Source organism: Herbaspirillum sp. Her3, assembly GCF_057961275.1.
Map to the genome: position 1 here is coordinate 3,882,786 of NZ_CM176328.1, position 26,715 is coordinate 3,909,500.

General features: G+C 65.1%; 17 protein-coding genes. 4 read left to right on the forward strand and 13 right to left on the reverse strand.

Features of this window, described 5'->3' with window-relative positions:
• Nucleotides 1–10: 10 nt before the first annotated feature.
• The 8 genes from ACVC5H_RS17830 to ACVC5H_RS17865 all read right to left on the reverse strand — a co-directional run bounded on the left by ACVC5H_RS17830 (nucleotide 11) and on the right by ACVC5H_RS17865 (nucleotide 10,630).
• Nucleotides 11–1,477, reverse strand: a complete 1,467-nt coding sequence (locus tag ACVC5H_RS17830; protein ID WP_489619114.1) for an ABC transporter ATP-binding protein — start codon at nucleotides 1,475–1,477, stop codon at nucleotides 11–13.
• Nucleotides 1,474–2,304 (reverse strand): ABC transporter permease, encoded by an 831-nt coding sequence (locus ACVC5H_RS17835; RefSeq protein ID WP_489619115.1) that lies wholly within the window; start codon nucleotides 2,302–2,304, stop codon nucleotides 1,474–1,476. Before ACVC5H_RS17835 ends, ACVC5H_RS17830 begins: the two co-directional genes overlap by 4 nt.
• Nucleotides 2,301–3,281: an ABC transporter permease gene (locus ACVC5H_RS17840; protein ID WP_489619116.1), complete on the reverse strand. Its 981-nt coding sequence runs from the start codon at nucleotides 3,279–3,281 to the stop codon at nucleotides 2,301–2,303. Before ACVC5H_RS17840 ends, ACVC5H_RS17835 begins: the two co-directional genes overlap by 4 nt.
• Nucleotides 3,272–4,858 carry an ABC transporter substrate-binding protein gene (locus ACVC5H_RS17845; protein WP_489619117.1) on the reverse strand — a complete coding sequence of 529 codons (1,587 nt, stop codon included), beginning with the start codon at nucleotides 4,856–4,858 and terminating at the stop codon, nucleotides 3,272–3,274. The genes ACVC5H_RS17840 and ACVC5H_RS17845 overlap by 10 nt, the downstream gene beginning before the upstream one ends.
• An 11-nt stretch (nucleotides 4,859–4,869) precedes the next feature.
• Nucleotides 4,870–6,987 carry a TonB-dependent siderophore receptor gene (locus ACVC5H_RS17850; RefSeq protein WP_489619118.1) on the reverse strand — a complete coding sequence of 706 codons (2,118 nt, stop codon included), beginning with the start codon at nucleotides 6,985–6,987 and terminating at the stop codon, nucleotides 4,870–4,872.
• A gap of 277 nt (nucleotides 6,988–7,264) precedes the next feature.
• Complete coding sequence (locus tag ACVC5H_RS17855) at nucleotides 7,265–8,251, reverse strand: magnesium and cobalt transport protein CorA (protein WP_489619119.1); 987 nt, start codon at nucleotides 8,249–8,251, stop codon at nucleotides 7,265–7,267.
• Nucleotides 8,252–8,283: 32 nt separating this feature from the next.
• Nucleotides 8,284–9,180: a DMT family transporter gene (locus ACVC5H_RS17860; protein WP_489622722.1), complete on the reverse strand. Its 897-nt coding sequence runs from the start codon at nucleotides 9,178–9,180 to the stop codon at nucleotides 8,284–8,286.
• A gap of 46 nt (nucleotides 9,181–9,226) precedes the next feature.
• A complete protein-coding gene (locus tag ACVC5H_RS17865) occupies nucleotides 9,227–10,630 on the reverse strand; it encodes an MFS transporter (protein ID WP_489619120.1) in 1,404 nt (467 codons plus the stop codon).
• A 181-nt stretch (nucleotides 10,631–10,811) separates the two neighbouring features.
• On the opposite strand from ACVC5H_RS17865, the gene ACVC5H_RS17870 reads away from it, so the two are divergent.
• Together ACVC5H_RS17870 and ACVC5H_RS17875 are read left to right on the forward strand one after the other, a co-directional pair.
• A complete protein-coding gene (locus tag ACVC5H_RS17870; protein ID WP_489619121.1) occupies nucleotides 10,812–12,641 on the forward strand; it encodes a chorismate-binding protein in 1,830 nt (609 codons plus the stop codon).
• A 174-nt stretch (nucleotides 12,642–12,815) separates the two neighbouring features.
• A complete protein-coding gene (locus tag ACVC5H_RS17875; RefSeq protein WP_489619122.1) occupies nucleotides 12,816–13,847 on the forward strand; it encodes a nuclease-related domain-containing protein in 1,032 nt (343 codons plus the stop codon).
• A 29-nt stretch (nucleotides 13,848–13,876) separates the two neighbouring features.
• Here the strand turns inward: ACVC5H_RS17875 and ACVC5H_RS17880 are convergent, their stop codons facing one another.
• The 5 genes from ACVC5H_RS17880 to ACVC5H_RS17900 all read right to left on the reverse strand — a co-directional run bounded on the left by ACVC5H_RS17880 (nucleotide 13,877) and on the right by ACVC5H_RS17900 (nucleotide 24,308).
• Nucleotides 13,877–15,406 (reverse strand): efflux transporter outer membrane subunit, encoded by a 1,530-nt coding sequence (locus ACVC5H_RS17880; RefSeq protein WP_489619123.1) that lies wholly within the window; start codon nucleotides 15,404–15,406, stop codon nucleotides 13,877–13,879.
• Nucleotides 15,407–15,428: 22 nt separating this feature from the next.
• Nucleotides 15,429–18,665 (reverse strand): efflux RND transporter permease subunit, encoded by a 3,237-nt coding sequence (locus tag ACVC5H_RS17885; RefSeq protein WP_489619124.1) that lies wholly within the window; start codon nucleotides 18,663–18,665, stop codon nucleotides 15,429–15,431.
• A 12-nt stretch (nucleotides 18,666–18,677) separates the two neighbouring features.
• The gene (locus ACVC5H_RS17890; protein WP_489619125.1) at nucleotides 18,678–21,830 is read right to left on the reverse strand and encodes an MdtB/MuxB family multidrug efflux RND transporter permease subunit; all 3,153 of its coding nucleotides are present in this window, start codon (nucleotides 21,828–21,830) and stop codon (nucleotides 18,678–18,680) included.
• Nucleotides 21,831–21,854: 24 nt separating this feature from the next.
• Nucleotides 21,855–23,390: an MdtA/MuxA family multidrug efflux RND transporter periplasmic adaptor subunit gene (locus ACVC5H_RS17895; RefSeq protein WP_489619126.1), complete on the reverse strand. Its 1,536-nt coding sequence runs from the start codon at nucleotides 23,388–23,390 to the stop codon at nucleotides 21,855–21,857.
• A 378-nt stretch (nucleotides 23,391–23,768) separates the two neighbouring features.
• The gene (locus ACVC5H_RS17900) at nucleotides 23,769–24,308 is read right to left on the reverse strand and encodes a Spy/CpxP family protein refolding chaperone (RefSeq protein ID WP_489619127.1); all 540 of its coding nucleotides are present in this window, start codon (nucleotides 24,306–24,308) and stop codon (nucleotides 23,769–23,771) included.
• Nucleotides 24,309–24,547: 239 nt separating this feature from the next.
• Here ACVC5H_RS17900 and ACVC5H_RS17905 point away from each other — a divergent pair, with 239 nt between their 5' ends.
• Complete coding sequence (locus ACVC5H_RS17905; RefSeq protein ID WP_489619128.1) at nucleotides 24,548–25,285, forward strand: response regulator; 738 nt, start codon at nucleotides 24,548–24,550, stop codon at nucleotides 25,283–25,285.
• Entirely contained in the window at nucleotides 25,282–26,670 is a 1,389-nt protein-coding gene (locus tag ACVC5H_RS17910; RefSeq protein ID WP_489619129.1) for an ATP-binding protein, read from the forward strand. The genes ACVC5H_RS17905 and ACVC5H_RS17910 overlap by 4 nt, the downstream gene beginning before the upstream one ends.
• Nucleotides 26,671–26,715 lie beyond the last annotated feature (45 nt).

The window sequence follows — 26,715 nt, forward strand, 5'->3', positions numbered from 1 at the left end:
ACCGCCATCCTCAGGCGGGCTCCTCCAGCTGCCCCAGGGGCAAACGCCGGTCCGCCACGCAACGGACGATATCGGCATCATGCGTCACCAGCAGCACCGCGCTGCCCGCTTGCCGGGCCTCTTCGACCAACAGCGCCATGACTTCCTGCTGGGTCAGCGGATCCAGGCGCGAGGTCGGTTCATCCGCAAAGATGAGAGCCGGACGCATGAGCAGCACGCGCGCCAGCGCGATGCGCTGCAGCTCGCCGCCCGAGACCTGCCCGGGCCGGCGATCCAGCAACGTGGGCCAGACGCGCATGCGTGCCAGCAGATCGTCCAGGCGCCGCCAGTCCAGCCCATGCAGGCGCACCAGATCGTTCAGCGACTGGCGCAGCGACAGGGTGGGCGCGAAGGCTGCTGCCGGGTCCTGATAGATCTTCTGAAAGGCCGTGCGCGCAAGACCGGCCGCACGCGTGACCTGTCCCGCATCGGGCCGCAACAGGCCCAGCACGATGTTGCCCAGAGTGGTCTTGCCGGCCCCGCTGGCGCCGCTGATGGCCACGATCTCGCCGGCATGGATGCGGGCATTCAAGCCGCTGAACAACTGCTGCTGGCCGAAGGACTTGGCCACTCCGCTGAGTTCGGCCACCACGGTGCGCGGTGTGGCCGCCAGCGGCACTACCGGCTGCGTCCAGCAGGCCGGGTCCGCCTTCAGCAGACGGCACGTATAGGCATGCTGCGGATGAGACAGCAGTGCATCGGCCTGCCCCCGCTCCACCATGCGCCCCTCCTGCATCACTGCCAGCTCCCCACCGAGAGCGCGCGCCAGCCACACGTCGTGGGTGATGCACAGCAGGCTCATGCCCTGCTGCCGGGCGGCCTGCAACAAGGCCAGCACCTCGCTGCGGCGATCGGCATCGAGCCCCTTGGTGGGTTCATCGATGATCAACAGCGGAGCACCGGCCGCATGCGTGGCCAGAAACGCCACGCGCTGGGCCATGCCACCGGAGATCATGAAGGGATAGTGCCTGGCTGCGCCTTGCAGCCCAAGACTGGCCAATGCCTTCTGCGCCAGCAGGCGGGCACCGCTGCGGGCCGCGCGCAAGCTGTCGTTCTGGCCATCGGCAGCAGGATGGCTGACCAGTTCGTAGGTCTCGGCCACCTGGCGCAGCACCGTCATGGTCGGATCCAGCGCCAGCCAGGGCTCCTGCGGCAGCAGCGCGATGCGCCGGCCCCAGCCGCGCTGGCGGCTGGCGGCATCGGCGGCGTCGCTCACCTCGCCGGCAATGCCGATACGCCCGCTACAACGCAAGCCGGCCGGCAGATTGCCCATGATGGCCTGGGCCAGCAGGGATTTGCCGGAGCCGCTTTCACCCAGCAGCGTGAGGACGCCACCAGCGGGAATGGAAAAATGAACGTCCTGCACCAGGACTTGCTGGCCATGGAATACAGCCAGGTTCTCGACCTGCAGCGCCGCTACGCAAGATGCTGTATTCATGCAGGCTCCTTGCCCGGCGACAGCAGCAGCAAGGCCAGCAGGGTGACGAACAGCACCAGCACGGGCGCGCCGACCAGCCAGGGCGCCTCGCGGTAGTAAGGCAGCAGTTCGATCATCATCACGCCCAGTTCCGGCGTGGGCGGCTGCAGGCCGACGCCGACGAAACCCAGCGCCGACATCGCCAGCACCGCCCCCGCCAGGCCGAAGCGCATCAGTGTGAACAGGCGCGGCAAGAGCGCCGGCAGCAGGTGGCAGCGCACGATGTAGAGCGGGCCGAAGCCCAGTAGCCGCGACGCCTCCACCTGGGCACTAGCCAGCAGGATGCGGCTGGCAGCGCGCACCACACGGAAATACTCCACCCACAAGGCCAGCGAGATACCCACATAGAGCGGCCAGAAACCGCCCGGTGCAAAGGCCGCCAGCAACAGCACCAGCAGCAGGCCCGGCAAGGCCAGTACCGCATCGGCCAGGGCCGCCAGCACGCGCTCGACCCAGCCGCCGCACCAGGCGGCCAGCAAGCCGATCACGACACCCGGAATGGCGGCCGAGAGCACGCTCACCAGCGCAAGTGACAACGACAGGCGCGTGCCATGCGCCAGCCGCGCCAGCATGTTGCGGCCCAACTGGTCATAGCCCAGCGGGTGCGCCAGGCTGGGCGCTTCGAGAAAGCGGGCCAGTTGCTGGCGGGCCGGATCGGCATCGATCCACAGCGGGCCCAGCCAGGCGAACAGGACGATCAATACCAGCAGCAACAGGCCCACAGCCTGCGCCGGTGTCCAGCGTGAGACAGCCGGTTCAGCCAGGTAATCGGAAGAGGACAGGCTCATGGTCGGCGGCGTGGATCAATGAAGGCGCAGGCCGCATCGACCAGCGCGTTGAAGAGAACGAACAACAGCCCCAGCACCAGCGCCGTGCCCTGGATCATCGGCACGTCGCGCCCGAAGATGGCATGCACCAGCGCATGGCCGATGCCGGGCCAGGCGAAGATGGTCTCGACCAGCACCACCCCCTCCACCAGCATCACCAGTTGCACGCCCAGATAAGCCGTCACCGGCGCGGCCACGTTGCGCACGCCATGGCGCAGCAGGGCCTGCGCGGGGGTGAGGCCCTTGGTCAGGGCGAAGGCGAAATACGCGGTGCCGCGCACCTGCACCATGGCATCGCGCGCCACCCGGCAGGAGACCGCCGCCAGCCCCAGCGCCAGGGTCAGCGCCGGCAACAGGATGCCGCCATGGTCACCGTGACCGGCCGCCGGCAAGGCCCCGAGCTGCACCGAAAACAGCAGCACCAGGACCAGCCCCAGCAGGAAAGACGGCAAGGCCCGCAGCAGCACCGACAGCGCCAGCGTGGCGCGATCAACCCAGCCACCGGGATGCAGGCCGGCCAGCACGCCCAGCGTCGGGCCGATCAGCAAGGACAAGGCCAGCGCCAGCCAGGACAGGCGCAGCGTAGGGCCCAGCTGATGACGGATTTCCACCAGCACCGGCAGCGCCGTGACCTGCGACACACCCAGGTCCAGATGCAGCAGGCAGCTCCACCATTGGGCGAGGGCCATGTACCAGGGCTGGTCCAGGCCCAGTTCGGCGCGAACGGCCTGAGCCGCTTCGGTGCTCACCATGTCGTAGCCATAGCGGCCGGCTGCGATGCGATAGGCCATATCACCCGGCAGCAGGCGCGTCATGAAGAAGCAGAGCGTGCCGACCAGCAGCGCCACCAGGGCGGCTTGCAGCAGGCGCTGGCTGAGGGCGGCGGCCAGTTGCCGGCGCGTGGCCGGTGGCAGCGGCAGGAGTCGGGTCAGGTCCATTGCAGGGAAGCTATCCGGTAACTGCGTTCAAAAGGATCGATGCTGGCGCCACGCAGGCGGCGGCTCACCGCACAGGTCTGGCGATACCAGACCACCGGGATCACCGGCAACTGTTCCTGCAATATCGCCACGATGCGTTCGCGCTCGGCGCGGCCGCGTTCGTCCTGGCCAGCGGCGGTGGCAGGAATGGCCGCCAGCCGTGCCAGCAAGGCTGGCACTTCCTCATTGCGCCAGCCCATGGCGCCCCAGTCGCCGCCTTGCGGACCGAAGTCCTGCAAGAGGCTGGCCACCGGATCGGGCAGGTTGCCATAGTTGCGCGCGGCCAGCGCCATCTGCAACTGGCCGCTGCGATGGCCGGCCGGAATGTCGCTGGAGTTGCCGATGATGACGCGCACGGCCATGCCGATCTGGCGCATTTCTTCCTGCAGGGCCGTGGCGATGAGGGGCAGTTCGGGACGGTCGACGAAAGTGGTCAGGCTCAGTTGCAACTGCTGGCCACCCTGCCAGCGCGTGCCATCGGCGCTCTGGCGCCAGCCGGCTTCTTCCAGCAGGCGGCGGGCCTGCTTGAGATCGGTATGCAGTGGCGCCAGGCGGCGGTCATGCCAGCGCGCCAGCGAAGGCGGCAACAGCTGCGTCGCGCCCAGGTCAGGGTCGCGCAACAGGGCGCGCGCAATCCCCGCGCGCTCGATGCACAGCGCAATGGCGCGCCGTACCCGCACATCAGCCAGGAAAGGATGACCAGAGTTGAGCTTGAGAATGGTCGTGCGCGGCAGCATGGCCGATAGCAGGACGGCGCGCGGACTGTCCTGCAGGGCGCGGATGCTGGGCGGATCGAGCGAGAAGGCCAAATCGGCCTGGCCGCTCTGGACCAGCAGCGTACGCGTTTCCGCACGAGAGACACTGATGTAGCGCGCCCGCTGCACCGCCCTGCCAGGCCCGGTCTCTACCCGCTCGACATCGAACTGCTGCGGCAGGCTGATGGACCGGATGCGCAACGGCCCGCTGCCGATGATGGCCACCACCTTGCCCTGCGCATCAAAACTGGCCGGGGCCAGGATCTGCGTGGAGTAATGCGTCAGCAAGTAAGGCAGCGGACCGAAGGGCTGGCGCAAAGACAGTACCAGCTCACTTCCCTGTACAGTCATGTCCCTGATCCCTGCCAGTTGCAGTACACCTGGCCGGACAGCGGCGCGCTGCAGGCAGGCCAGAATGCTCCCGGGCGAGACCTCGCTCCCATCGTGGTAGCGGCGTGCTGCCGGCAAGGCGAAGCGCCACTGCAGTCCATCGCCGCTGACCGCCCAGGCAGTGGCCAGGCCCGGCTGCAACTGGCCGGCATCGTCCACCTCCAGCAGGGTCTGCGTGACTTCCATGCGGGTGAACATGTAGCCTGCGCGTGAAGGGTCCAGCCCGGTCAGTTCCCATGGCCCGACCACGGTCAGGACATCGCTCCCAGCGCGGGTGATGGCGTGCGCATGGGCGTCGGAATCGTCGCCATGCGCCCGGGCCAGCGGCCAGGGAGCGGCCGCCAGCAGGGCCAGCAAGGCGCGCCGGCGTGGCGCAGGGGGAGAAGCGGCCAAGGAAAGCTCCTTCAGAACTTGACGTTGAGCGCCAGCGTGGCAGTGCGTTCCTCGCCCGGCATGATCCACACCGTGCTGTAGGAACTGCTGTAGTAGCGCTTGTTGAAGAAATTGTTCACATCCAGCGACAACTTCATCTTGGGCGTGAACTGCCAGTAAGCCAGCGCACGTGCGGTCACGTAGCCGGGCAACTTGAAACTGCCGGCCTGGTCACCGGTACGCTCGCCCACATAGTTCAGGCCACCACCGATACCGTAGGGCGAGCCAGTTGCGGACGCATCTTCAAACACTGCCAGTACACTTCCCGATACACGTGGCACGTTGATGAGCCGCGAACCGACGGCCAGGGTGTTGTCCTTGCTGACGTAGGCATCGGTGTAGGCCAGGTTGCCTGTCAGGCGCCAGTGATGGCCCAGGCGTGCATTGGCATCGAGCTCCACCCCCTTGCTGCGCACTTCTCCGGCAGCAATCGAGAAGGATGTATTGGCCGGGTCGGTGGTCAGCACGTTCTGCTTGGTGATGTCGAACACGGCCAGGGTGGCGCCGCTGCGCTGGTCTTCGCTCTGGAACTTCAGGCCCACTTCGGCCGCACGCGAGGTCTCGGGGCTGAAGGCATTGCCGCTGGCGTCGCTGCCGCTGTTGGGACGGAAGGATTTGCTTGCGCTGGCATAGGCCGACCACGACGGCGTGAACAGGTAAGTCAGGCCCAGACGCGGGGAGTAGGCGCTCTTGTCCTGGCGCGTGGTGGCGCCGGTGCGCCAGTTGTTCAAGGTGGACCGGAAGCCATCGGCACGAATGCCGGCCAGCAGCTTCCACCGTTCGCTCAGGCTGAGCTGATCCTGCAGATAGAGGGCGGTGCTGATCTGGCGTTCGCTGGTATCGGTATTGGCAGCCAACGTGGGCTGCGCCTGGCCGTAGACCGGGTCGTAGATGTTGACGGCGTAAGGAGACGCAGCGGTCGGATTCACGCGCAGCATGCGCTGATCCAGCGTCAACCAGTCCACCTCGGTCCCGACCAGCACCTCATGCTGGATGCCACCAGTCTGCAGCTTGCCGCCCAGTTCGGCCTGCAGCGAGGTATCGTGCCAGCTGTAATCGCGGTAGCGGCGCTGGCGGCGCAGCGTGGTGTTGTCGGCCTGCAGGGCCGAGGCTTCGGTGGAGTAGCCATCCAGCGTGCCATCCTTGTGGAACAGGCCAGTGCGCAGGTGCCAGTTCTCGTCGAGGCGATGCTCCAGTGTCAGCAGGTGATTGGTGTTCTGCATCTTGATGTCGCCATCGCGCGGTTCGCCCAGGAAGCGCGAGACCGGCAGTACGCCGAGATTGCCGTTGACGGCCACGATGCCGCGATCCAGCGGCGCCTTCTGGCGCAGGTATTCGCCTTCGTAGTTCAGCACGGTGCTGTCGCTGAGCACCCAGGTGAAGGCCGGCGCCAGGAATTCACGGTCGCTGCTCACGTTGTCGCGGAAGCTGTTCTTGTGTTCAAAGGCCGCATTGAGGCGGTACGCCACCTCGCTGTTGAGCGCACCGGTGGAGTCCACCGCGCTGCGGTAGCTGCCACGGCTGTCCACTGACAGGTCCAGGCTGTTGGCGCTCTTGAACTGCGGTTTCTTGGTGACCACGTTGATGGTGCCGCCCGGCTCGCTGTTGCCGTAGAGCGCAGCCGCCGGGCCCTTGAGGAAATCGATGCTTTCCACGTTGGCGGTGTCGCGCGGGGGCGCATAGCCGCGATTGGAAGCGAAGCCGTTCCAGAGGATGTTCATGCCACCATTCTCGCTGCCGGAAAAACCGCGGATCGAATAGTTGTCCCACAGCCCGCCGAAATTGTTTTGCTTGGCCACGCCGCTGACATAGAGAAGGACGTCATCCAGGCGCGTAGCACCCAGGTCGTCCATCAGCTGGCGCGAGACCACCTGCACCGACTGCGGCAGTTCCTGCAAGGGGGTTTCGGTGCGGGTGGCGCTGGAGGTGGTGCTCTGGCGGTATTGCTGGCGCTCGCCAGCGCCGGTGACGACGATCTGGCCCAGGCCGGTATCGGCAGCGGTGGTGGTATCGGCGCCCCAAGCCAGTGGCTGGCCCTGGCCCATGGCAAGCGCGCCCAGCACGGCCGCCCGCAGTGCGGTCATTTTCATTTTTTCCCTTGTGATGTTGTTGTATGACGGCTGGGTGCGTGGCTGCCTTGCCGCTATCGAATGACCGTCATGGCGGTCAGCGCCGGATTTTATGCAACACTGTTGCAATTATCAAGAGAAATGCATCGCATCCAGAACGCGAGTTCAACGTTTGGCGGCGCAATGCACACTCCTTATCAAGGCGTGCGCAGTGTAAGGGCGCAAACGAGCCGGCGGGTGCGACATATTGCCGCACCCGCCGGTTTTCCTTACAAATGAGGGAAAGTACAGTGGCTGGCTAGAGCCACCCCGCCTTGCGCAGCCGCCGCCACAGCAAGGTGCAGGCGGTGACGATACCGCCCAGCACCAGCGGGAAACTCCACTCCCACGACAGCCCCGGCATGTGCGCGAAGTTCATGCCGTAGAGGCTGAAGATCATGGTCGGGATGGCCAGGATGGCACCCCAGCCGGCCAAGGTCTGGACGATCTCGTTCTGGTGGATGGTGACCTGGGCCAGGTTGATCTGCACGGCCGACTCCACCATTTCACGCAGGCGGTCGCCGGTATCGATGAAGCGCACCACGTGGTCATAGATGTCGCGGAAGTAGGCCTTGCCGTCCTTGGTGATGAGCCCTTCATGGAAGCGCAGCAATTGCGTACAGACGTCCAGCAGCGGCGTAGCCGCCGAACGCAGGCGGATCAGCTGGCGCTTCAACTGGTACAGCTCCTGCAGATAGGCCTTGCCGCTCAAGGCACCGGGGTTGAAGAGCTGTTCCTCGTACTGGCTGAACTTGGCTTCGAGGTCGTCCATGATGGGGCGGTAGTTGTCCACCACGAAGTCCATGATGGAATACAGCACGAAGCTGGGCCCGCGCACCAGGCGCTCGGGCAGCATCTCGCAATGCTCGCGCACCTTGGCATAGCTGCGCGAGGCACCATGCCGCACCGTGACCACGAAGCGCGGGCCGGTCAGGATGTGGGTCTCGCCGAACAGCACTTCGCCACCGGCCAGTTGGGCCGTGTGCAGCACCACGAAAAGGGTGTCGCCATATTCCTCGATCTTGGGGCGCTGGTGCGCGGCATAGGCGTCTTCCACGGCCAGCTCGTGCAGGCAGAATTCTTCCTTGATCTTGTTCATCAGCTCGACGTTGGGTTCCAAGAGGCCCAGCCAGACGAAGGTGCCCTCCTCTTCCAGCACGTCGCTGATCTCATCAAGGCTGATGTCGCGCAGTTTCTTGCCCTTCTTGTAGACCGTGCAGTTGACGATCATGGCGGGGTCGATCATGTCTCTTTCCTGTTCTTGTGGATCTGGTGGAATCAGCCGGTACGCACGCGCCAGCGCAGGCGCTGCCTGAAGACCTGGGCCATGATCACGCCGGCCAGCGTGATGATGCCGCCGATGGCGTGATAGCCGTGCAATGGCTCGCCCAGCGCCGCCACCGCAATGATGACCGTGAAGACCGGCATCAGGTTCACGAAAATGGCACAGCGGCTCGCACCCAGGTGCGCCACGCCACGCATCCACAGGAACTGCGACAGGATGGACGCGGCAATGCCCGCATAGAGCAGGATCGGCAGGTTATCACGCGTGATCGGCGAATGATGGCCCAGCAGGAAGCCCGGAAAGAGCAGCAGCACCGCCATCAGCACCTGTATATACAGCAGCTGCCAGGTACGCAGCGGCAGCGCCCAGCGCCGCAGCATGACGCCATACAGGCCATAGGCGATGGTGGCCAGCAGCATGAGTACATCGCCCGTGACCACGCCCTGGTCAAAGAGCGCCAGCGGATGGCCGCGCCCGATAAGCACCGCCAGTCCGACCAGCGAGAGAATGCCACCAGCCAGCGTGCCCACCGTGGGCGGCTCAGAAAGCAGCTTGATGCTCAATATCAGCGTGAGCAAGGGCATCAGCGAAGCGATGATGCCCATGCTGGTGGCCGAGGCCGTGGCCGCAGCGAAATACGCCAGGCTCTGGAAGAGCACCATGCCGAGGAGCGCCAGCACCAGGATCTTGCCCAGGTGCGGGCGGATCTGCGCGCGCGCCGCCCAGGCCGGACGCGCCAGGAAGGGCGACATCAGCAGCGCGGCCAGCACCCAGCGATAGAAGGAAATATCTTCCGGCGCGATGACCCCGGCCGACATCTTGCTGATGACGGTATTGCCGGCCCAGATCAGGACCGCGCCCAGTGGAAACCACAGGGACTTGTACGTCATGGGCTGCATGGTTCTCCTCGTTGTGCCCTGGCCCGACGTCCTGGCGTCAGGCGGGCTTGTTCTCTTGCTGCCCGGCCATTTCGGCACCGGCGTTGGGCGGCAGCTGGCGCAGCATCAGCAGGGCCAGCGAGGCCACCGCGCCCACCACCAGGAAGGCCGGCCAGAAGTCCTGCGCCACCAGCGTGGCATGGCCCTGGATCTCATTGGACATCTGCAGCGCAAACCCGGCCAGCACCACGCCCATGCCGATGGACAATTGCTGGGCCACGCTGGCCATGCTGGTGGCCTGGCTCAGGCGCAGCTTGTCGACGTCGGCATAGGAAATCGCATTGAGGCTGGTGAACTGCAGCGAACGGAAGCAGCCACCGATGAGCAGGACGATGAACATCACCAGATACGGCGTCTGCGGCGTGAAGGCACCGATGGCGCACAGGCCCAGCACGCCCAGCGCGCCATTGACCAGCAGCACCCGGCGGAACCCGTGGCGGCGCAGGAAGCGCGCGGCAATGGTCTTCATGAACATCGCCCCCGCCGCCGAGGCGCAGGTCAAGAGGCCCGAATGGAAAGGCGTATAGCCAAAGCCCAACTGAAGCATCAGCGGCAGCAGGAAGGGAATGGCGCCGATGCCCACGCGGTAGAGCGAGCCGCCGAAGACGCCGGCACGCAAGGTCGGGATCTTCAGCAGCGCCAGGTCGATCAAGGGCGCGGTGGCGCGGCGCGCATGCCAGACGTAGCCGCCCAGGAACAGCACGCCCGCCACCACGCAGGCCAGCGAAATCTCGCCCGAGATGAGATGCCGCCCCGCCGTGGCCAGGCCCATCATCAGCAGCGAGCAGCCCAGGGCCGAGAGCAGGAAGCCCATGAGATCAAGCGGTGCCACCTGCTCGGCCTTGAGGTCAGGAATGAAACGCGTGGCGAGATAGAGCCCCAGGATGCTGATGGGAATATTGATGAAGAAGATCCAGCGCCAGTGGAAATAGGTGGTGATGAAGCCGCCCAGCGGCGGCCCCAGCACCGGACCGAACAAGGCCGGAATGGTCAGATAGGACAGCGCCTTGACCAGGTTGACCTTCTCCACGCTGCGCAGGATCACCAGGCGCCCGACCGGCACCATCATGGCCCCGCCGATGCCTTGCAGGAAGCGCGCGGCCACGAATTCCGGCAAGGTCGAGGACATCCCGCAGAGGATGGAGCCCAGCATGAAGACGCAGATGGCGGTACGGAAGATGGTGAGCGAGCCGAAGCGGTCGGCCATCCAGCCGGAGATGGGAATGAAGACGGCCAGGCTGACCAGGTAAGACGTCAGTGCCAGCTTCAGCGAAATCGGGTCAACGTGCATGTCCAGCGCCAGCGCGGGCAGGGAAGTCGAGATGACGGTCGAATCCATCTGTTCCATGAACAGCGCACAGGCGACGATCAGGGGAATGATGAAGGTGCGTGGAATGGGCATCGGCAAGAGTGATGGATGAAAATGCGACGGCAGGATGCAGCGCGAATGACCGGCATCGCGCGCCGCCCGGCAAGCCTTCAAGTATACCTTTTACGCTATCATGCTGCCGGCGGCGCCCCGATCCGGATGAGCGCCCTGCCCTGCCTGCCCACCGCCCGCCGTTGCCATCCACCTGTCCCGCATGAACGACTGCTTCGCCCTCCTCGACGACCACCAGGCCAGCCCGGCCGAACCGCGCTCGCGCCTTTATACCGGCCACGTGCGCACCCTGGCCTGCCATGAGGCGGCGGCCTTCCCGGTCTTGCTGGACGAGATGCAGGCGGCCCTGGCCGAGGGCCATCACGCGGTGGCGCTGTGGAGCTATGAACTGGGCGCGGCGCTGCAAGGCTTGCCGCATCGTCCGCTGCCCGGGCCGCTGGCACGCGTGCTGCTGTTTGCCCGCTGCGAGCGTCTGGCCGCTGCCGATGTGGATGCCTGGCTGGCTGCGCAATCGCAGGCCGATACGACCGGGATCGCCCGCTTGCACAGCAGCGTCGATGAAGCCGCCTTCAGCGCGGCCATCCACCGCATCCGCGACTACATCGCCGCTGGCGACACCTACCAGGTCAACTACACCTATCGCCTGCACTTCGACGTCCTTGGCGATGCCATCACCCTGTATCGCCGCCTGCGCGCGCGCCAGCCGGTGCCCTATGGCGCGCTGGTCAGGGATGCACTGGGCGGCATGGTGCTGTCGTGTTCACCGGAACTGTTCGTGGCGCACCAGCAGGGCATCCTCAAAGCCAAGCCCATGAAGGGCACCGCGCGTGCCGTGCCGCCCCAGCAGGAAGGCGCGGAAACGCTCAACGCCCGGCGCGCCCTGGCACTGGCCGCCGATGAAAAGAACCGCGCCGAAAACCTCATGATCGTCGACCTGCTGCGCAATGACCTGGGCCGTGTGGCCGTGCCAGGTTCCGTGCAGGTGCCGCATCTGTTCGACGTGCGCCGCTATGGACAAGTGCTGCAGATGACCTCCACCATCCGCGCCCGACTGCGCGAGGATGCAAAGCTGGCCGATGCACTCCATGCGCTCTACCCCTGCGGTTCGATCACCGGGGCGCCCAAGCGCCGCACCATGGAAATCATCCACGAGCTGGAGACTGAGCCGCGTGGACTCTATACCGGCGCCATCGGCTGGTTCGAGGCGCCGCGCGAGGGCGGCCATGCCATCGGTGACTTCTGCCTCTCGGTGCCGATCCGCACGCTGGAACTGCAAGCCCCGCAACAGGGCGTGCGCAGCGGCGTGATGGGTGTGGGCGCGGGTATCGTCTACGACAGCGAGGCCGCTTCCGAATTTGCGGAATGCCAGCTGAAGTCAGGATTTCTCACGGATTTGGCACAAAGCTTCACGCTCTTCGAAACCATGTACGCCAGCCGCACCGGCTGCCGCCATCTGGCGCTGCATCTGGAGCGGCTGAAGGATTCTGCTTCACAGCTGGGCTTTCCCTTCGATATTCTGGCGATCCAGAACAAGGTCGCACAAGCCTGTACTGAACTTTCTGACCAGACCGCCTACCGCCTGCGCCTGGCGCTCGATGCCCGGGGCGGCATCACGGTGCAGCATGCGCCGCTGAGTGCGCTGTCCGGCCCGGTCAAGGTCTTCCTGGCTGACACCGCCACCGACAGCAGCGATCTCTTCCTTCGCCACAAGAGCAGCCAGCGCGCGCGCTACGACGCCGCCTGGCAAGCGGCCGAACAACGCGGCGGCTTCGATCTGCTCTTCTTCAATGAACGCGATGAACTGACCGAAGGCGGCCGCAGCAACGTCTTCGTCAAGATCGCCGGCCGCTGGTGCACGCCGCCGCTGGCCTGCGGCGTCCTGCCGGGCGTGATGCGGCGCGTGCTGCTGGCCGATCCGCAATGGGATGCGGTGGAAACCGTCATCACCCGCGCCGACCTGCTGGATGCACAGGAGATCGTGGTCTGCAATGCCTTGCGCGGTGCGCTGCCGGCGGTGCTGAAGCAGCAGTAATCCCTCGCCACAGAAGCAATTCATTTCCACCAAGCAAACATTCCTTTGCTAAAATCCGGGGCAAAACTTAACTTTCCAGCAAACATAAAACGTTATTCCAAAAAGATAAGTTACGTCTCCTGTTTGCCGGAAAACAAACCATGACGCCAGGCCAACTGGACATACGGGGGAACCATGCGTGGAATTGAATTATTTTGCGGCGAGGCCGGACTCTATCCTTCGGAGAAAGCAGTCCTCACCGAGTTGATTCGCCAGCTTTCGCTACGCGGCGAAGATGCCATCATCTTCAGCAACTTCACGATGGGTCACAGACAGATTGACCTGTTTGTGGCTACTGCAACGACAACGCTGCAGATCGAGGTGAAAGGCTACAGAAACCGCATAGAAGGCGACGTCAATGGCAAATGGCAAGCCACCGATCGCAATGGCATGAAGATTGACCGCAGAAACGCCTTTGGCCAGGCTCGGGAGAACAACTGGGCCATGCGCGATGCCATGAACAAATTGCTTCGGCGTGAAAGCCCCTACCCTCGCGGCGCCGTAGTGTTCTCGCCAGTCATCCCTGCTGGCTCGGTATTTTCGGAGGCCCTGCGGAAACACCCGCACGTGTCCATCATCGGACAAAACGACATCGGTAAATTGCTCAACGGGGTGCGCCGCTCCGTCTGGTCTCTGGAGGACGTTCGAAAACTGGCACTGGACGCCAACCTCACACGCTGTGCCAGCATCGACGAGATGGCTAGCAAGAGCGGCATGGAGGATGCCGACGATGATCATCTGGATGCCGACCAGGAGACCCGTTCCCCGACCTCAGTACACCAGGGTCGCTCGACCCGTGGCAAGCTGAGATTGCTGGCCCTGGCGGCCATTCTGGCACTGCTGGCGTTTTTACCGTTCTACAAATGGTTCGCCAACGATGAGAAGCCCCCAGCGCTCCCCGTCACGCGGGCTGATACCGGCACACCCGCGACGACCAAGGCGGTGTCGCAGAAAATGCGGCATGCCAAGTCGATCGAACCCGCTTCGGCCAGACCTGGTGCCCCGCTAGCCGCACCCTCCGAACACCCCGCAGCAAGGCCAGCCGCCCCGATCAATTGCCCGGCCAACGTGGACCGGCTCGGCTGCAACGGTCGGGTCGGCATCTTCGATGCCCCGCAATGCCCGGCAGGATTCCATATCGATGGCGAAAGCTGCGCACCTGGCTGAGCCAGGCATCGCACAGGCGGCCCACCTACTCAGCGCAGGGCCGCGTTCTCTTTCAGCGCCTTGGCCTTCTCGGCAGTCTGCTGCTGCAGTGGCTCCAAGTTGTCCAGGCTATGTCCATCCCAGCCGCCGCCCAAGGCCTTGGCCAGCAACACGCTGGCCGCCATGCGGCGATTGAGGATGTTCAAGGCACTGATCTCCGCCGACAGCGCCGTCGCCTGGGCCGTGATGACGTTGACGTAGCTCACCGTGCCTGCCTTGTACTGATTGAGCACCAGCGTGACCGCCTGGCGCGCCGCCTGCAGCGCCTCGCCCTGGACGGCCGCTTCCTGTTCCAGGATGCGCAGTGCGGCCAGGTTGTCTTCCACGTCCTGGAAGGCGGTCAGCACGGTCTGTTTGTAGGTGGCCACGGTGCCGTCATAGGTGGCAATGGCCTGGTCGGTGGCGGCATCGCGCGCACCGCCATCGAAGATGGTCTGCGCCAGCTGCGGCCCCAGCGACCAGACGCGGCCCGGCAGCGTGAACCAGTCGGCAAAGGTCGAACTTTGATAGCCACCCGAGGCCGACAAGGTGAGGCTGGGGAAATACGCCGCCTTGGCCACGCCGATCTTGGCATTGGCCGAGGCCACGCGGCGCTCGGCGGCGGCCACGTCAGGCCGGCGCTCCAGCAGCATCGAGGGCAGGCCCTGCGGCACCGGGGGCGCCACCGCCGTCAAGGGTGCGCGCGGCAGCGAGAATTCGGCCGGGGTCTTGCCCACCAGCAGCGCAATGGCGTGCTCGACCTGGGCGCGCGTGACGCCATTGTCCAGCGCCGAAGCCTGGGCCGATTTCAGCTGGGTCTGCGCCTGGATGACATCGGACTTGGCCACCAGCCCGGCGGCGTATTGATTCTGGGTCACCTGCAGCGAACGCTGATAAGCCTGCACCGTGTCTTCCAGCACTTGCTGCTGGGCGTCCAGCACGCGCAGTTGCAGGTAATCCTGCGCCAGCTGCGCCTGGGCCGACAGGCGCGCTGCGGCGAGATCGGCCGCACTGGCCTGGGCGCTGGCCTGGCTGGCTTCGACGTCGCGCCGCACCTTGCCCCAGATGTCCGCTTCCCACGAGGCCGTCAGCGAGAAAGTATAGGAATTGCGCACGCCCGAGCTGGAACTGCTGCTGGACGAACTGGAACTGCCGGAAGAAGAGCCAGCCGAGCCAGAGCGCCCCCGCGAGGCATCGGCCGAGGCCGACAGCGTGGGCGAATAGGCCGAGCGCGAGCTTTGCACCAGCGCCACGGCGCTGCGGAAATTGGCTTCGGCCAGCGCCAGGTTCTGGTTGGAGATATCCACCTGAGCCACCAGCGCATTCAATTGCGGATCGCCGAACATCTCCCACCACTTGCCATCGGCGGCCAGGTCGCGCGGCTGGGCCGGCTTCCAGTTCTGGCCTTCCTTGAACACGGCCGGGCCGATGTCCATCTGCGGACGCACGTAGTCGGGCCCCACCGAGCAGGCTGCCAGGGCGAAGCTGGCCGCCAGCATGGCCAAGAGGGGCTTGAGTTTGAACATGTCTTGTTGCGTCATGCGTTTCTCCATGGCGGCAGCCTCAGGCCGCCGAGGTTTCTGTCTTGTTCTTGCGGCCGAAGCGGCGCTTGCCCCAGGCACTCAGGCGTTCCATGTACAGGTACACCACCGGGGTCGTGTAGAGCGTGAGCAACTGGCTCACCACCAGCCCGCCGACGATGGAAATGCCCAGCGGCTGGCGCAGCTCGGCCCCATCGCCATGGCCGATGGCCAGCGGGATCGCGCCCAGCAAGGCCGCCATGGTGGTCATCATGATCGGGCGGAAGCGCAGCTTGCAGGCCTCGAAGATGGCGTCACGCGGCGACAGCCCGCGATTGCGCTCGGCATCGATGGCGAAGTCCACCATCATGATGGCGTTCTTCTTGACGATGCCGATCAGCAGGATCACGCCGATCAACGCAATCAAGCTGAAGTCAGTGCCCGTCACCATCAGCGCCAGCAGCGCACCCACACCCGCCGAGGGCAGCGTGGAGATGATGGTGATGGGATGGATCAGGCTCTCGTAGAGAATGCCCAGCACGATGTAGACCGCCAGCAAGGCCGTGAGGATCAGGATGGGCTGGCTGGAGCTGGAGGACTGGAACGCATTGGCCGTACCCGCAAACGTGCCCAGCACGCTGGTGGGCACGCCCAGCTGCGCCATGGCGCGGTCGATGGCCGCAGTGGCCTGCGACAGCGACACGCCCTCGGCCAGGTTGAAGGACAGCGTGGAGGCCACGAACTGCCCTTCATGGCTGACCGACAAGGCCGTCGTGGTCGGCTCGAAGCGCGAGAACGCCGCCAGCGGAATCTGGCGTGAGGCCGCCGTGGAGATGGTCTGCGCCAGGCTGGTATTGGCGTTCAGCTTGCCCGAGGCGGTCAGCGCCGGGGGCGTCGAGAGGCTGGAGGTGGTCGGCGAGAGATTGGACGAACCGGCCAGGCTCACATACGTATCACGCAGGATTTCCGGGCTCTGCCAGTATTTCGGCGCGGCTTCCATCACCACGTGGTACTGGTTCATGCCGCTGTAGATGGTGGAAATCTGGCGCTGGCCGAACAGGTCCGACAAGGTGGAATCGATCAGCTGCGGCGTCACCCCGGCGCGCATGGCGGTATCGCGGTCAATGGTCAGCGTAGTCTGCAGGCCGTTGTCCTGCTGGTCGGTGCTGATGTCTTCGAGTTCCTTGAGATTGGTCAGCGCCAGGCGGATCTTGGGTTCCCAGATGCGCAGCAGGCCCACGTCGTCGGATTTGAGCGAGTATTCATATTGCGAATCGCTCTGGCGCGCGCCGATGCGGATGTCCTGCACCGGCACCAGGAACACCCGTGCACCGGCGACTTTGGCGGTCTTGATGCGCAGCCGCGCCACTACCTTGTCGGCGCTGTCTTTTCGTTCAGTCAGGGGTTTCAGCGTCACATACATGAAGCCGCCATTGCGCCGCTGCCCGCCCGTGAAGGCCACCACATCGGAGACGGCCGGATCGGCCTTGACGATATCGATGAACTCATTGAGCTTGGTGCGCATGGCCTGGAAGGAGATCGCCTGGTCGCCACGGATGCCACCCACCAGCCGCCCGGTATCCTGCTGCGGGAAGAAGCCCTTGGGGATGGCCTTGTAGAGGTACACGTTCAGGGCGATGGTGGCCACGAGGATTAGCATCATCAGCGGTGCGGCGCGCAGCGCCCAGGCCAGCGTGCGTTCATAGGCCAGCAGCATGTCATCGAAGATCGCCGCGCTCTGGTCGGCGATCTTCTGCAGCCAGGGATGGCGGCGCTGGCGGCGCTTCTCATCGGCTTCGGGATCATGGCGCAGCAGTTGCGCACACATCATCGGCGTGGTGGTCAGCGACACCACCAGCGACACCAGGATGGCCACCGACAAGGTGATGGCGAACTCGCGGAAGAGCCGCCCGACGATGCCCTCCATCATCAGGATGGGAATGAAGACGGCGATCAGCGAGATGCTCATCGACAGCACCGTGAAGCCCACTTCGCGCGCGCCCAGCAGCGCGGCCTTGTAGGGCTTCATGCCGGCCTCCATGTGGCGCGAGATGTTTTCCAGCACCACGATGGCATCATCGACCACGAAACCGGTGGCGATGGTCAGCGCCATCAGCGAGAGATTGTCGAGGCTGAAACCGGCCAGGTACATGATGCCGAAGGTGCCGATCAGCGAGACCGGCACGGCCACTGCGGGGATGAGCGTCGCCCGCGCATTGCGCAGGAACAGGAACACCACCATGATCACCAGCGCCACCGAGAGCATCAGGGTGAACTCGGTTTCCTTCAGGGAAGCGCGGATGGTCGGGGTGCGATCCAGCACCACCTTCATGTCGATGGCGGCCGGAATCGAGGCCTGCAACTGCGGCAGCAGTGCGCGCACGCTGTCCACCGTTTCGATGATGTTGGCGCCGGGCTGGCGGTTGATGATGATGAGCACCGAGGGCTTGCCATTGGAAGAGCCGGCATTGCGCACATCGGCCACCGAGTCGCGCACCTCGGCCACGTCCTGCACCCGCACCGGCGTACCGTTGCGGTAAGCAACGATCAGCGGCGCATATTCTTCGGCGGTCTTGGCCTGGTCGTTGGCATAGATCTGCCAGTTGCGGCCATCATCTTCCAGCAAGCCCTTGGGACGATTGGCATTGGTGGCGGCCACCGCCGTGCGCACGTCAGCGCTGCCGATGCCGTACTTGTTCAGGGCCGTGGGGTTCAACTCGATGCGCACTGCCGGCTGCGAGCTGCCGCCCACGCTCACCTGCCCCACACCGCGTACCTGCGAGAGCTTCTGCGCCACGATGCTGTCAGCGGCATCGTACATCTGGCCCTGGGTCATGGTGTCGGAGGTCATGGCCAGGATCAGGATGGGCGCATCCGCCGGGTTGACCTTGCGATAGGTCGGGTTGCTCGGCATGCCAGTGGGCAACAGGTTGCGCGCAGCATTGAGCGCGGCCTGCACGTCGCGGGCGGCACCATCGATATCGCGGTTCAGATCGAACTGCAAGGTGATGCGGGTGGAGTTCTGCGAGCTGGTCGAGGTCATCTCGGTCACGCCCGCAATGGCACCCATGGCGCGTTCCAGCGGCGTAGCCACGGTCGCAGCCATGGTTTCCGGGCTGGCACCGGGCAGCGAAGCCGAGATCGAGATGGTCGGATAATCCACCTGCGGCAGCGGCGAGACCGGCAGCAGCCGGAAGGCCACCATCCCGGCCAGAGCGATGCCGATGGTCAGGAGCGTGGTGGCAATGGGCCGCTGGATGAAGGGAAGCGAGATATTCATGCGCGCATCCGCTTACACCGCTGGCGGCAGCGTGGCCGGCTTGCCGTCTTCGCCGTCGTCATCCTCGCCATGGCCTGGCGCGCGCTGGCCCAGGCGTGCGCGCAGGCGACGGCCCAGGCTGTCGAAGGCGAGATAGATCACCGGCGTGGTGAACAGCGTCAGCACCTGCGACACCAGCAAGCCGCCGACCATGGTGATGCCCAGCGGCTGGCGCAGTTCCGAACCGACCCCGGTGCCCAGCATCAGCGGCAGCGCACCCAGGAGCGCCGCCATGGTGGTCATCAGGATGGGACGGAAGCGCAGCAGGCAAGCCTGGTAGATCGCCTCGCGCGGGCTCTTGCCCTGGTGCCGTTCGGCTTCGAGGGCGAAGTCGATCATCATGATGGCGTTCTTCTTGACGATGCCGATCAAGAGGATGATGCCGATGATGCCGATGATGCCCAGGTCCGTGCCCGAGATCATCAGCGACAGCAGCGCCCCCACGCCCGCCGAAGGCAAGGTGGAGAGGATGGTGATGGGATGGATGTAGCTCTCGTAGAGCACGCCCAGCACGATGTACATGGTGACGACGGCCGCCAGGATCAGCCACAGGGTATTGGACAGCGAAGCCTGGAAGGCCAGTGCCGCCCCCTGGAAGTTGGTGACGGTGGAGTCGGGCATGCCGATCTCGTCTTCAGCGGCCTTGATGGCCTTGACCGCCTCGCCCAGCGAGGCCCCCTTGGCCAGGTTGAAGGAGACGGTGGCGGCCGGGAACTGGCCGATGTGGTTCACCACCAGCGGGGCAGTGCGTTCGGTCACGGTGGCAATCGAGGACAGCGGTACCTTGCCGCTGGCCGAGGTCACCAGGTAGATGCTGTCCAGTGCCTGCGGGCCGCGCTGGAATTCCGGCTTGACCTCCATCACCACGCGGTACAGGTTCGATTGCGTGTAGATGGTAGAGATGAGGCGCTGGCCGAAGGCGTTGTAGAGGGCATTGTCGATGGCCGCCGTGGTGATGCCCAGGCGCGAGGCGGCATTGCGGTCGATCTCGATGTAGGCCTGCAAACCCTGGTCCTGCAGGTTGGTGGCCACATCGGCCAGTTGCGGCACCTGCTGCAGGCGCGCGATCAGCTTGGGCACCCAGGTGCTCAGGGTGGCCGGATCGGCGTCTTCCAGGGTGAACTGGTATTGCGTGCGCGAGACGCTATCCTCGATGGTCAGATCCTGCACCGGCTGCATGTAGAGCGTCACGCCCGGCACCTGCTGCGCCAGTTTTGGCTGCAGGCGGCGGATCACGTCGGAAGCCGAGACGTCGCGCTCTTCGTGCGGCTTCAAGTTGATGAGCATGCGGCCGCTGTTCAGGGTGGCATTGGTGCCATCCACGCCGATGAAGGAGGACAGGCTTTCCACGGCAGGATCTTCCAGCACTACCTTGGCCAGTTGCTGCTGCTTCTCGCCCATGGCGCCGAAGGAGATCGATTGCGTGGCTTCGGAAATACCCTGGATCACGCCGGTATCCTGCAGCGGGAAGAAGCCCTTGGGCACGAACACGTAGAGCAGCACGGTCAGGCCCAGCGTGGCCACCGCCACCAGCAGGGTCAGCTTCTGGCGATGCAGCACCCATTCCAGCATCACGCCATAGCGCGCAATGATGCGGTCGAAGAAGACCTGGCTTTTGTGATAGAACCAGCCCTGCTGCTCCTCCGGCTGATGGCGCAAGAGACGGGCACACATCATCGGCGTGAGCGTCAGCGACACCACTGCCGAGATCAGGATGGACACCGCCAGCGTGACCGCGAATTCATGGAAGAGCCGGCCCACCACGTCGCCCATGAAGAGCAGCGGGATCAGCACGGCAATGAGCGAGAAGGTCAGCGAGATGATGGTGAAGCCGATCTGCTCGGCGCCCTTCAGGGCCGCCTGCATGGGCTTCATGCCCTCTTCGATGTAGCGCGAGATGTTCTCGATCATCACGATGGCGTCATCCACCACGAAGCCGGTGGCAATGGTCAGCGCCATGAGCGTGAGGTTGTTGATGGAGAAGCCGGCCAGGTACATCACCGCAAAGGTGCCCACCAGCGACAGCGGCACCGCCACGCTGGGAATGATGGTGGCCGGCACGTTGCGCAGGAAGACGAAGATCACCATCACCACCAGTGCCACCGACAGCAGCAGCTCAAATTTCACATCCGCCACCGAGGCGCGGATGGTGGTGGTGCGGTCGGTCAGGATGTGGACGTCGATGGCGCCGGGCAGGCTGGCCTGCAGTTGCGGCAGGATCTTCTTGATGCTGTCGACCACCGCAATCACGTTGGCCCCCGGCTGGCGCTGGATGTTCACGATCACGGCCGGCTGCTGGTTGGCCCAGGCGCCCAGGCGCACGTTTTCTGCACCATCGATCACGTCGGCCACATCCGAGACACGGATGGGCGCGCCATTCTTGTAGGCGATGACGAGGTTGCGGTATTCATCGGCCGAACGCAGCTGGTCGTTGGCATCGATGGTGGCCGCGCGCGTGGGGCCGTCGAAACTGCCCTTGGCCTGGTTGACGTTGGCGTTGCCAATGGCCGTGCGCACGTCATCCAGGTTCAGACCGAGCGCTGCCACGGCACGCGGATTCAACTGCATGCGCACGGCCGGACGCTGGCCGCCTGACAGGCTCACCAGGCCCACCCCGGACAATTGCGAAATCTTTTGCGCCAGGCGGGTATCGATCAGGTCCTGCACCTTGGGCAGGGGCATGGTCTTTGACGTGACCGCGAGCGTGATGATGGGCGTATCGGCCGGATTGACCTTGCTGTACACCGGCGGCATCGGCAGGTCCGAAGGCAGCAGGTTGCTGCCGGCATTGATGGCGGCCTGCACTTCCTGTTCGGCCACGTCCAGGCTCAGGTCGAGGTTGAACTGCAGCGTGATCACCGAGGCCCCGCCGGAGCTGGTGGAGGACATCTGCTTCAAGCCCGGCATCTGGCCGAACTGGCGTTCCAGCGGGGCGGTGACGGAAGAGGTCATCACATCCGGGCTGGCACCGGGATAGAGGGTGACCACCTGGATGGTCGGGTAATCGACTTCGGGCAGGGCCGACAGCGGCAAGAGCCGGTAGGCGACGATGCCCACCAGCAGGATCGCCAGCATCAGCAAGGATGTGGCGACCGGCCGCAGGATGAACTGGCGCGAGGGATTCATGCGTGAGCCTTGTGCTGATTGCGCTTACTTGGCGCCGTTGGCGTTGCCTGCATTGTTGGCGCCGGCTTCGCGCTGGCGGCGCAGTTCCATCATCTTCTGGCGGCGCTGGTCTTCGGGCAGCTTCTTGATCTCTTCGCCGAATTCACCGGCGTCGATGCGCTTGTTGATCTCGGCCCAGCGCTTCTGGCGTTCTTCCGGGCTCATGTTGCCCTGGCCGCCCTGCCCTGCCTCGCCACCCTGGCCGCGCTTGCCATGGCGGCGCGCCTCAGGATTCTCGGTGGTGAGCTTGTTGGCCGGATCATCGGCGCCGCCACGGGTCACCGCTTCCACCTTGGCGCCCTCGCGCAGGCGGTCGATGCCATCGATGACCACGGTCTCGCCGGCCGAGATACCGTCGGTGATGACGGTCACGTCATCCTGCACCGTACCGGTCTTGACCGGACGCACGGTGACGGTGTTGTCTTCCTTGACCACATACACGAACAAGCCCTTGGCACCGCGCTGGATGGCGGCCGTCGGGATGACGGTAGCGCCCTCGTCGGTCTTGAGCTGCAGGCGGATGTTGACGAACTGGCTGGGGAAGAGTGCGTAATCGGTATTGGGGAACTGGGCCTTGAGCTTGACCGTGCCGGTGGTGGAATCGACCACGTTGTCGATGGTCAGCAGTACGCCATCGGCCAGCTTGGTTTTCTGTTCGCGGTCCCAGGCCTGGGCCGGCAGTTTGCGGCCGCTCTGCAATTGCTGCAAGACCTTGGGGATATTGTCTTCGGGGATGCTGAAGACGGCCGTGATCGGCTGCAGCTGGGTGATGATGACCAGGCCGTTGGTATCGCTGGTGGTGACGTTGTTGCCCACGTCGGCCTGGCGCAGGCCCAGGCGGCCGCTGATGGGCGCGGTCACGCGGGTGAACGACAGTTGCAGGCGGGCGCTGTCGACGCTGCCTTCATCGGCCTTGACGGTGCCTTCGTACTGCTTGACCAGGGCGGCCTGGGTATCGACCTGCTGGCTGGCAATCGAGTCCTGCGACAGCAGGGTCTGGTAGCGCTTCAAGTCCAGGCGGGCCGAAGCGAGCAAGGCGCGGTCGCGCGCCAGTTGCCCCTCGGCCTGGGTCAGCGCGGCCTGCAGCGAGCGCGGATCGAGCTCGGCCAGCAGATCGCCGGCCTTGACCACCTGGCCTTCCTTGTAATGCAGCTTCATCAGTTGCCCATCCACGCGGGCACGCACGGTCGCCGTGGCCGTCGGAGTCACCGACCCCAGACCGTTGAGGAACACGTCCACGTTCTGCACCTGGGCCTTGGCCACGCCCACCGGCATGGTCTGGCCAGCGAAGGCGCCCGGGCCCGGACGACGTGCACCGGGACCGCCAGGGCCGGGGCGTCCGCCCGGGCCGCCCATGGCCGCCATCTGCTCCTGTTCGGCCTTCTTCTTGGACCACCATTGGTAGCCGCCCCCGGCCACCAGTGCCGCCACCAGTACCCAGAACCACCAGCGGCGCAGGATGCTGCCACGGGAGGATGCGTTGGAGGAAGAAGGCTGGTGGGGATTGGGTGTATTTGTCATGTCAGGAAAATCAGTGGACCGATCACATCATCACGTAAGGCGGGCCGCCACCATGGCGGCCGCGCCGGAATTTTTCTGCTTGCAGCGTGCTTGGGCGCAACTTGCCTTGCCTAAGCAAGGTGGCCCTGCTATCGAGATGGGCCGGGCGCTATTGTCTCCGACCAGGCTTACATTTTTACAACATCGTTATTGTCCGGCCCGAATCCGGGCTGGCACGCAGTGTACCCAGCTATTGCCCTCCGTGCACGCGTGTTCAAAGTAGCCGAAGGACAAACAAGAACAGCCTTGCGCGAAGTGCGCAAGGCTGTCGGGTGGGACTGTCCGATGCGCCGGCACCAGACACCTGCCGGCGCACAGGCAGATCCTGCCTGGCCTGGCTTACTCGGCCGGAGGAGCGTCCGGGGCGGGCTTGCCGTCATGCGGGGCGCCCTTGCGGCCGCCGTGGCGCATGTGTTCCATCATTTCATGGCGATGGCGTTCCATCTTGGCGTGCTCGGCGTCAAAGATCTTCTGCTGTTCCGGCGACAGGGTGGCGTAGAACTCCTTGGTGGCGGCGATGCGCTGCTCGGCGAAGGCTTCACGCTTGCGCATCATGTCGAGCTGCTTGTCCAGGCGTTCCGGGGTGGACAGCTTGGCCCATTCCTCCTTGTTGGGACGACCGGCCTGGTCGAACGGCACCGGCTTGGTCTTGTCCAGGAAGAGCTTCCAGGCGGCTTCCTGGGAGGCGGTGATCTTGAGCTTGTCGTGCAGCTCGGCCTGGTGCTTGGCGCGCATCTGCTCGAACTTGGCGATCTGTTCCGGGCTCGGCGGATGGCCCATGGGGCCACCCGGAGGCATCTGGGCGAAGGCCGAGAGGGTCACGGCGCTGATGCTCACGGCGGCGATGCCGGCCAGGATACGGTTCTTGATAGTCAACATGTCTTGCTCCTTTCAGGGGGGTGATGCTCTGTGATGCTTCCGGGCAGCGACGTGCTGCCCTGGCACGGTTCCCATTAAACCGGCGGCGTGTATCCACGGTTTTTCTGCTGTGGCGCCATTTGTATCGTTTTGTATAGTCGCCAGGGGCGCAGGTATCGTTTTATTTCTGCCCCGCTCCTTGTAAAGGCCCGATACAAATCCGCGCTGCACGGCCGGACAAGTTCGGCATAATGCGCAGCATGGATACAAATACTCACATCCTCGTCGTCGACGACGACCGCGACATCCGCACCCTGCTGGCCGAATACCTGGACAGCAACGGCCTGCGCACCCTGACCGCCACCAACGGCAGCGAGATGCGCCGCGTGCTGGAAGAGTCGCGGGTAGACCTGATCGTGCTGGACCTGACCCTGCCGGGCGAGGACGGCCTCACCCTCTGCCGCAACCTGCGCGCCACCTCTGCGGTGCCGGTGATCATGCTGACCGCACGCGGCGAGCCGCTGGATCGCATCCTGGGCCTGGAGATGGGCGCCGACGATTACCTGGCCAAGCCCTTCGAGCCGCGCGAACTGTTTGCCCGCATCCGCAGCGTCCTGCGCCGCACCCAGGCGCTGCCGCCCAACATGGCCCAGCCGGAAGTGGCGGCCATGCGCTTTGCCGGCTGGACCCTGGACCTGACCGCACGCCACCTGGTGAACAAGGATGGCGTGGTGGTGGCCCTCTCGGGGGCGGAGTTCCGGCTGCTCAAGGTCTTCCTCGACCATCCCAATCGCGTGCTCAACCGCGACCAGCTGCTGGAGCTGACCCAGGGCCGCGAGTCCGATCCATTCGACCGTTCGGTGGATATCCAGATCAGCCGCCTGCGCCAGAAGCTGGGCGATGATGCGCGCACGCCGACCATCATCAAGACCGTGCGCAACGAAGGTTACGTGCTGGCCACGGCCGTTACCGCGGAAGGCATGGGTCGTCCGGCATGAAGAATTTCCTTGGCTCCATCGGCAACCGCATCTTCTTCCTGCTGCTGGGCGGCATCCTGGTGGCGGTGCTGGCCACCAACTGGCTGGCCGGCAATGAACGCCGCAACACCCTGCGCGAACTACGCTTCCAGCATCTGGCCGACCGCGTGGAACAGATCGTGCGGGCAGTGGACGACATCCCGCCCGCGCAGCGTCCCATCGTGCTGCAAGCGGCCGCCAACTTCGGTTTCGAGGCGCGCATGGTGGATGACATGAACGACGCCATCGGCCCCAACGCCAGCAACAGTCCGCTCATCGACATGCTGCAGGCGCGCCTGGGCGAGGAGCGCAAGGTCGCCGTGCAGCGCGAGAGCGAATGCCCGCCGCCACCACGGGCCGGCGATCCCCCTGTGCAGCGCCGTGAAACCTGCCGGGTCATCTACATCAGCCTGCACGACCAGGCACTCATGCGCCTGCGCCTGCACCAGCCGGGCGAGCCGCCGGTGCTGCGCGGACGCGGCGGGCCGAGCGGGCCGGGCAATCTGTTCGGCTTCCAGTACATCCTGCTGTTCCTGGTCTTGATCGCCATGCTGGCCTGGCTGGTGGCACGCATGGCCACCCGTCCCATCCGCCAGCTGGCGCAGGCGGCCTCGCGCCTGGGCAGCGACATCGACCACGCCCCGCTGGCCGAGGCCGGTCCCACCGAGATCCGCCAGGCCGCCCACGCCTTCAATGCCATGCAGGCGCGTATCCGCCGCCAGATCCAGCATCGTACCCACATGCTGGCGGCCATCACGCATGACCTGCAGACGCCGTTGACGCGCATGCGGCTGCGGCTGGAAAAGGTCAGCGATGCTGCCCTGCAGCAGAAACTCATCGATGACCTGGGCGTGATGCACGGCATGGTGCGCGAGGGGCTGGACCTGGCGCGCAGCATGGATTCATCCGAGAAGATCCAGGCGCTGGACATCGATTCCCTGCTCGACAGCGTGTGCGCCGATGCCGCCGACGGCGGCCAGGACGTCGCCCTGGAAGGCAGTACCCGCGCCTTCGTGCTGGCCCAGCCGGGCGCGCTGCGGCGCTGCCTGACCAACCTGATCGACAATGCCTGTAAGTACGGCAAGGCGGCGCGCGTGTCCATCGCGCTGGAACAGCAGAAGATCGCCATCCGCATCCGTGACCAGGGGCCGGGTATTCCGGAGGCGGAACTGGAGGCCGTCTTCGAGCCCTTCTACCGCCTCGAAGCCTCGCGCTCGCGCGATACCGGCGGTACCGGGCTGGGCCTGACCATTGCGCTCAACATCGCCGAGAACCACCATGGCCAGCTGCGCCTGCGCAACCTGCCCGAGGGCGGACTGGAAGTCCTGCTGGAACTGCCGCCGATGACGCCTCCCAAAAATCGGTGAAATCCTTCACTCAGGCATAAAAAAACCGCCGCAAACCCTTGTGGG

Bases quoted from the DNA above. Each gene is read 5' to 3' on its own strand.
- ACVC5H_RS17900 (WP_489619127.1), bottom strand. From the start codon at position 24,308: ATGTTGACTATCAAGAACCGTATCCTGGCCGGCATCGCCGCCGTGAGC.
- ACVC5H_RS17840 (WP_489619116.1), bottom strand. From the start codon at position 3,281: ATGGACCTGACCCGACTCCTGCCGCTGCCACCGGCCACGCGCCGGCAA.
- ACVC5H_RS17875 (WP_489619122.1), top strand. From the start codon at position 12,816: ATGCGTGGAATTGAATTATTTTGCGGCGAGGCCGGACTCTATCCTTCG.
- ACVC5H_RS17830 (WP_489619114.1), bottom strand. From the start codon at position 1,477: ATGAATACAGCATCTTGCGTAGCGGCGCTGCAGGTCGAGAACCTGGCT.
- ACVC5H_RS17880 (WP_489619123.1), bottom strand. From the start codon at position 15,406: ATGACGCAACAAGACATGTTCAAACTCAAGCCCCTCTTGGCCATGCTG.
- ACVC5H_RS17855 (WP_489619119.1), bottom strand. From the start codon at position 8,251: ATGATCGACCCCGCCATGATCGTCAACTGCACGGTCTACAAGAAGGGC.
- ACVC5H_RS17870 (WP_489619121.1), top strand. From the start codon at position 10,812: ATGAACGACTGCTTCGCCCTCCTCGACGACCACCAGGCCAGCCCGGCC.
- ACVC5H_RS17850 (WP_489619118.1), bottom strand. From the start codon at position 6,987: ATGAAAATGACCGCACTGCGGGCGGCCGTGCTGGGCGCGCTTGCCATG.
- ACVC5H_RS17905 (WP_489619128.1), top strand. From the start codon at position 24,548: ATGGATACAAATACTCACATCCTCGTCGTCGACGACGACCGCGACATC.
- ACVC5H_RS17910 (WP_489619129.1), top strand. From the start codon at position 25,282: ATGAAGAATTTCCTTGGCTCCATCGGCAACCGCATCTTCTTCCTGCTG.
- ACVC5H_RS17865 (WP_489619120.1), bottom strand. From the start codon at position 10,630: ATGCCCATTCCACGCACCTTCATCATTCCCCTGATCGTCGCCTGTGCG.
- ACVC5H_RS17890 (WP_489619125.1), bottom strand. From the start codon at position 21,830: ATGAATCCCTCGCGCCAGTTCATCCTGCGGCCGGTCGCCACATCCTTG.
- ACVC5H_RS17885 (WP_489619124.1), bottom strand. From the start codon at position 18,665: ATGAATATCTCGCTTCCCTTCATCCAGCGGCCCATTGCCACCACGCTC.
- ACVC5H_RS17860 (WP_489622722.1), bottom strand. From the start codon at position 9,180: ATGACGTACAAGTCCCTGTGGTTTCCACTGGGCGCGGTCCTGATCTGG.
- ACVC5H_RS17835 (WP_489619115.1), bottom strand. From the start codon at position 2,304: ATGAGCCTGTCCTCTTCCGATTACCTGGCTGAACCGGCTGTCTCACGC.
- ACVC5H_RS17895 (WP_489619126.1), bottom strand. From the start codon at position 23,390: ATGACAAATACACCCAATCCCCACCAGCCTTCTTCCTCCAACGCATCC.